This window comes from Thiocapsa sp. (genome assembly GCF_022340925.1).
GTDB lineage: Bacteria > Pseudomonadota > Gammaproteobacteria > Chromatiales > Chromatiaceae > Thiocapsa.
In genome coordinates this window covers 1-5,765 of record NZ_JAJDNA010000123.1, presented here as the reverse complement: position 1 = coordinate 5,765, position 5,765 = coordinate 1, and the positions used below count along the sequence as shown (strand labels likewise).

At 67.1% G+C, this 5,765-nt stretch carries 4 protein-coding genes; 3 read left to right on the top strand and 1 reads right to left on the bottom strand.

Going from position 1 to position 5,765, the window contains the following annotated elements; genetic code table 11:
* Positions 1 to 5 precede the first annotated feature (5 nt).
* A complete protein-coding gene (locus tag LJE61_RS14630; protein ID WP_296918789.1) occupies positions 6 to 1,019 on the bottom strand; it encodes a class 1 fructose-bisphosphatase in 1,014 nt (337 codons plus the stop codon).
* A 257-nt stretch (positions 1,020 to 1,276) separates the two neighbouring features.
* Here LJE61_RS14630 and LJE61_RS14625 point away from each other — a divergent pair, with 257 nt between their 5' ends.
* From LJE61_RS14625 to LJE61_RS15405, 3 genes are all read left to right on the top strand, one after another.
* Positions 1,277 to 3,709: a DEAD/DEAH box helicase gene (locus tag LJE61_RS14625; RefSeq protein ID WP_519973049.1), complete on the top strand. Its 2,433-nt coding sequence runs from the start codon at positions 1,277 to 1,279 to the stop codon at positions 3,707 to 3,709.
* A 129-nt stretch (positions 3,710 to 3,838) separates the two neighbouring features.
* A complete protein-coding gene (locus LJE61_RS14620) occupies positions 3,839 to 5,128 on the top strand; it encodes a ribonuclease H-like domain-containing protein (RefSeq protein WP_296918787.1) in 1,290 nt (429 codons plus the stop codon).
* Between the two features lie 226 nt (positions 5,129 to 5,354).
* Positions 5,355 to 5,609 (top strand): hypothetical protein, encoded by a 255-nt coding sequence (locus LJE61_RS15405; protein WP_519972654.1) that lies wholly within the window; start codon positions 5,355 to 5,357, stop codon positions 5,607 to 5,609.
* Positions 5,610 to 5,765 lie beyond the last annotated feature (156 nt).

Below are 5,765 nucleotides of genomic sequence, written 5' to 3'. Positions count from 1 at the left end.
GGAACCTATCCCTGTGCGTGATAACCGAGGATCCGCTCGACCTCGTTCTTCGAGCCCAGGATCACGGGTACCCGCTGGTGGAGCGACTCGGGCTGGAGCTCCATGATGCGCTCGGTACCCGTGATGGATCCGCCGCCAGCCTGCTCAATCACGAAGGACATGGGATTGGCCTCATAGAGCAGACGCAGCTTGCCGCCTTGCCCCTTCGACTTCATCTTGCTGTCCATCGGATACATGAAGACCCCCCCGCGGGTGAGGATCCGATGGACCTCGGCAACCATCGAGGCGATCCAGCGCATGTTGAAATCCTCGCCGCGTGGACCGTCCTTGCCATCCAGACACTCCTGCACGTAGCGCTGAACGGGCGGCTCCCAGAAGCGCATGTTCGAGGTGTTGATCGCGAACTCGCGCGTCTCGGCCGGGATCTGCAGCTTGGGGTGGGTGAGGATGAACTCGCCGATGTTCTGATCCAGGGTGAACCCGTTGACGCCGTTCCCTGTGGTCAGCACCATCATGGTGGAAGGGCCGTAGAGCGCGTACCCGGCCGCGACCTGCTGGGTGCCGGCTTGCAGAAAATCACGCTCCGTCGGGGCTTCGGCACCGCCCGGGCAGCGCAGGATCGAGAAGATGGTCCCCACTGAGACATTGACGTCGATGTTCGATGAGCCGTCCAACGGGTCGAAGGTGAGCAGGTACTTTCCGCGCGGGTACCTGGCCGGAATGTCGTAGATGGTATCCATCTCCTCCGACGCCATGGCCGCGATATGACCCGCCCACTCGTTCGATTGAATGAAGACCTCGTTGGACAGGACGTCGAGCTTCTTCTGCGTCTCCCCCTGCACGTTCTCACTCTCGGCACTCCCGAGGACTCCGACCAAGGCGCCATGGTTGACCATGTTGCTGATGACCTTGCAGGCCGTGACGATGTCATTGAGCAGGGCGGTGAACTCGCCTGTGGCGCCCGCCACATGGCGTTGCTCCTCGATGATGAACTGGGTGATGGTCGTGCCGTTGTGCATGTGCTTCCTCGTTGATCGGTATCGTGAACGCCTGCGTCGTCCGGCAGTATAGGGTTTTCGGGCGATGCCATAAACCTAAAGGGCTTGCTCGCTCCTCGAGACCCTTGGCCAACAGGCTTCTGCCGCCGGCCCGGTCCAGGTTGCAGAAACCGGTCGTCCGGGAGATGATCGGGGCTCGTCCGGGCGAGCCGCACCAGTGGTCTTCAGGCGAGGACTCTGTGCCCGATCCGGATCTCCCGACCCAGTCTTTCGAACACGTGCCGCCAACCGAGATTCAGCTCACAGAGGGACACGCCGTCACGCGCCTGAAGGCCCATCTGACCGCGGGCTATCGGGCGCGTATCGCGGGCGAGTCGACCCAGGCGGAGCGATCTGCGCGCTGGCTGGATCTCCCGGACGACCTCCCGGTCTCACTCGCGAATGCCCTGAGGGCGCGGGGTCGCGCCCGCCTCTACAGCCATCAACGCGAGGCCTGGGAGCTGGCCCGTGCCAACCGGCACCTGGTGGTGGCCACACCGACGGCCTCCGGCAAGACGCTCTGCTACAACCTGCCGGTGCTCGACGCCGTCCTCTCGCGGGGGGGGAAGGCCCTCTATCTCTTTCCGACCAAGGCACTGGCACAGGATCAGGCCGCTGAGCTGATGGAGCTGAGCCATGCCGTCCAGGCGGCCGGGGGGTCGGGGGTGAAGGCCTTCACCTTCGACGGCGATACGCCGGGCGATGCGCGCAAGGCGGTGCGCACGCGCGGCGATGTCGTGCTCAGCAATCCGGACATGCTGCATCAGGCGATCCTCCCGCATCACACCAAATGGGCGCAGTTTTTCGAGGGACTCGCCTATATCGTGGTGGATGAGCTCCATACGTATCGGGGGGTGTTCGGCTCGCACGTGGCCAATGTCTTTCGGCGGCTGCGGCGCGTCTGCCGCTTCTACGGAGTCGAGCCGACCTTTCTCTTCGCCTCCGCCACGATCGCCAACCCGGGCGAGCTGGCCGAGCGTCTCTGCGGCGGGCCGGTGGCCGTGATCGCCGAGTCCGGCGCGCCCCAGGGGGAGCGTCATCTCCTGCTTTGGAATCCCCCGGTCATCAACCCGGACCTCGGGATCCGCGCCTCGGCGCGCTCCCAGACCACGCGGATCGCGCGCACGGCGGCCAAGCTGGGGCTTAAGAGTATCGTGTTCGCCCGCTCGCGCCTCATGGTCGAGGTCATCACCAAGTATCTGAAGGATGTCTTCGACCGTGACCCGCGCAAGCCGCCGCGCGTGTTGGCCTATCGGGGCGGCTATCTGCCGAGCGAACGGCGCCGCGCCGAGCAGACGATGCGCGCGGGGGCCGTGGATCTGGTGGTGACCACCTCGGCCCTGGAGCTGGGGGTCGACATCGGATCGCTGGATGTGGCCGTCCTGAACGGCTACCCGGGCACCGTGGCCGCGACCTGGCAGCGTCTCGGACGCGCCGGGCGCCGGCTCAGACCGAGCCTGGGTGTCCTGATCGCGACCAGCGATCCGCTCGATCAATACATGGTGCGCCATCCCGAGTTCTTCCTTGGTGCCTCACCCGAGCATGCGCGCATCCATCCGGATCAGCTGCTGATCCTGATGGATCACGTTCGATGTGCGGCCTTCGAGCTGCCCTTCCGCGACGGCGAGACCTTCGGCGCGGAGGATGTGGACGAGATGCTGAGCTATCTGCGCGACGAGGGTCTCTTGCAGCACCAGGGCGATCGCTGGTTCTGGGTGGCGGACAGCTATCCAGCCAATGCGGTCTCGCTGCGCTCGGTGGCCGAGGGCAATTTCGTCGTCATCGACACCACCGGCGGTGCCCAGACCGTCATCGCCGAGGTCGACTACAGCAGCGCGCCCGGGACCCTCTACGAAGGGGCCATCTACATGATCCAGTCACAGCCCTATCAGGTCGAGCGCCTGGACTGGGCTGGGCGCAAGGCGTTCGTGACGCGCACCCGGGCGGACTACTACACCGATGCGATCGACTATACCCGCCTCAAGATCCTCGCGCGTTTCGATGGCCGCACCCAGGGGCGCGGCGCGACGGCCCAGGGCGAGGTCCATCTGGTCCGACGCTATCCGGGCTACAAGAAGATCCGCTACTACAGTCACGACAACATCGGTTACGGAGACATCGACCTGCCGGACCAGGAGATGCACACCACGGCGGTTTGGTGGCAGGTCGAGTCCACGGCCCTGGAGTCGGTACTCCCGGATCGCCAGAAGGCGATCGATGGGTTTCTCGGGGCCGCCTATGCGTTGCACCATGTCGCCGCCCTGCGGGCGATGGCCGAGATCCACGACCTGGGCCGCTCGGTCGGCGACGGACAGGGAACCTGGTTCGCGGTGGTCGGCGCGGAGGGACGGGGACAGATTCGCGGCCTGGACAATGCGCCCCTGGATGCTCCGCCCGGTCAGCGGTTTGAGCCGACGCTCTTCCTCTACGACAACTATCCGGGTGGCGTCGGTCTCTCGGACCCACTCTACGACGATGCCCCGCGTCTGGTTGCCGATGCGCGGGACCTGGTTGCCGGTTGCGGTTGCACGGCCGGCTGTCCGGCCTGTGTCGGGCCCGTGCTGCGGGCCGACGAGGAGCTTGCGATCACGCCTCGGCAAGCGGCGCTGAAGGTGCTGGAGCTCTTGTGCGGGGCCGCGCCTGATGCGAACGGTGCCGGACGGTCGGGTTAGGCAAACGCTGACGTATTCAGCGGTTCCCGTCCGAGGCGGGAGGTCCCGGCCCGTTCAGGCGCCTCAGTGCCCGACAATGGCGCCTGCCGAGCGTCGCCCCGCTCGGCAGGCGAGCTGATGATGGCCAGGATGAAGCTGAGAGACCGTCTGCAGCGACTGCGCGGGTCAGGTCCGGGCCCGAGGGAGGCGGAGGGCGGGGACATCGCGCTGGCAGATCGCCCTTCGCTCGCCGAGCGACTCCGTCGGGCCTCGATCGGTCGCGGTCGGACCGCCCTTGCGCAGGAGCCCCGATCCGCCGTCCTCGCCGAGGCGGTCGGCGCTATCGAGATCGCGCCCGGCGTCCTCTGTCTTGAGCGCTGGCTGGCCGAACGACAGCGGCACGGCGAGGTGTCGATTGGCGCCCCGGCGCCCGCGCGCGGGCGCCTCATCGATCCGGGGTGGATCAATTCCCCTTGCCGCCACGAGCCGGGCGTTGAATCGGGCCGGGCGCCGCGGCCGATCGCGGTGGATGCGGATCTCGTCTGTCTGGACACCGAGACCAGCGGGCTGGCGGGCGGCACCGGGACCTGGGCCTTTGTGACCGGATTCCTGCGCGGGGCCGGTGGGGGCTGGCGGTTGCGTCAATACCTGCTGACCCGCCTCGATGCCGAATCGGCGTATCTGGCGACGATCGCAAGCGAGCTCGAGGGTGCCGCACTCCTGGTCAGCTATAACGGCCTGTCCTTCGACATCCCCCTGCTGGCCACACGCTTCCGTCTGGCCGGGCAGGCGGATCCGCTGCCTGCGCTGCCGCATCTGGATCTCCTGCGACCGGTGCGACGCGCCTACGGTCGCGTCTGGCCAGACTGCCGTCTCGCCAGCGTCGAGCGACGCCTCCTTGGTTTCCAGCGTCGCGACGACCTCCCCGGATCCGAGGCGCCCGCGGCCTGGCTCGCCTGGTTGCGTGGGGGTGCCGTGGCGCCGTTGAATGGTGTGCTGCGTCACAACCGTTGGGACCTGCTCTCGCTGGCGGCCCTCGTCCCGCGTCTGGCCGAGGTCTTCGGCGACCCAGCTGGCTTCGACGCGGACGTCCGCGCGGTGGCCGCTTATCACAAGGCACAGGGCCGATCGGAGCAGGCGCTACGCCTGCTCCATGCAGAGCGTCAACGCCTGGATCCGGCCGGTCTGCTGGACCTGGCGCGGCTCCATCGCCGACGCGGCGACTGGGATCAGGCCCGAGCGATCTGGGAGCAGCTCACCGCCGCGGGCGATGCCGAGGCGCGCGCCGAGCTGGCCAAGTATCACGAGCACCGCACCGGCGATTTGCAGCGGGCCTTGGCGTTCGCCGTCGATCTGCCGCCGGGGCCGCTCAAGGAGCGGCGCTGTGCGCGTCTGAGCGCGAAACTGCTCAAGCGCGACAGGCTCCCAGGCGCTGCTTGAAACCGTTCGGCCAGCCGATCGCATCCCGCGGGTGGCTCTGCATTAACCGCCGCGCTTCTCTTCCACGACGTCTTATTCGGCCTGCTGCATGCCCCGGATCGAATCCCAGACCAAGCGCTACCGCACCGGGGGTCTCGCTCTGTGGAATGTTGGGTTGTAGGTGCCGGCGGGGCAGGTGGTCGGCCTGATCAGGCCATGGGGGGCGGGAAGGTCGACGCTCATCCACTTGACCCGACGAGCGGGCGAGATCCGCTCCTCGTTCACTGACCTTCAGCCTGCGGGCGACGAGATCCAGGACCTCGGTCTCTGCTTTGCCCAGGTTGAGTGGGCCGAATGCGATGTCCTCGGCCACCGTCGGACAGAAGAGCTGGTCGTCGGGGTCCTGGAAGACCAGGCCGGCCGGCAATCGAAGGCGATGAAGGGCATGTCCGAGCGTGACCGGATCCAGGGCAGCAGGGTGAACGACCGTTGGGAAAGGTGAGCTCGCGATGGTCATTGACAGCCGCATCGACAGCCTGGCGCCGCGGCGGGGCCGTTTGAATCGCGACCGGGATCAGGCGCGGGACCTGCGTGCTCTGCTGGGAATGCGCGACGGTCCGCACCCCTTCGGATGCGGCGCCTTCGCTTTCCGAGCCAG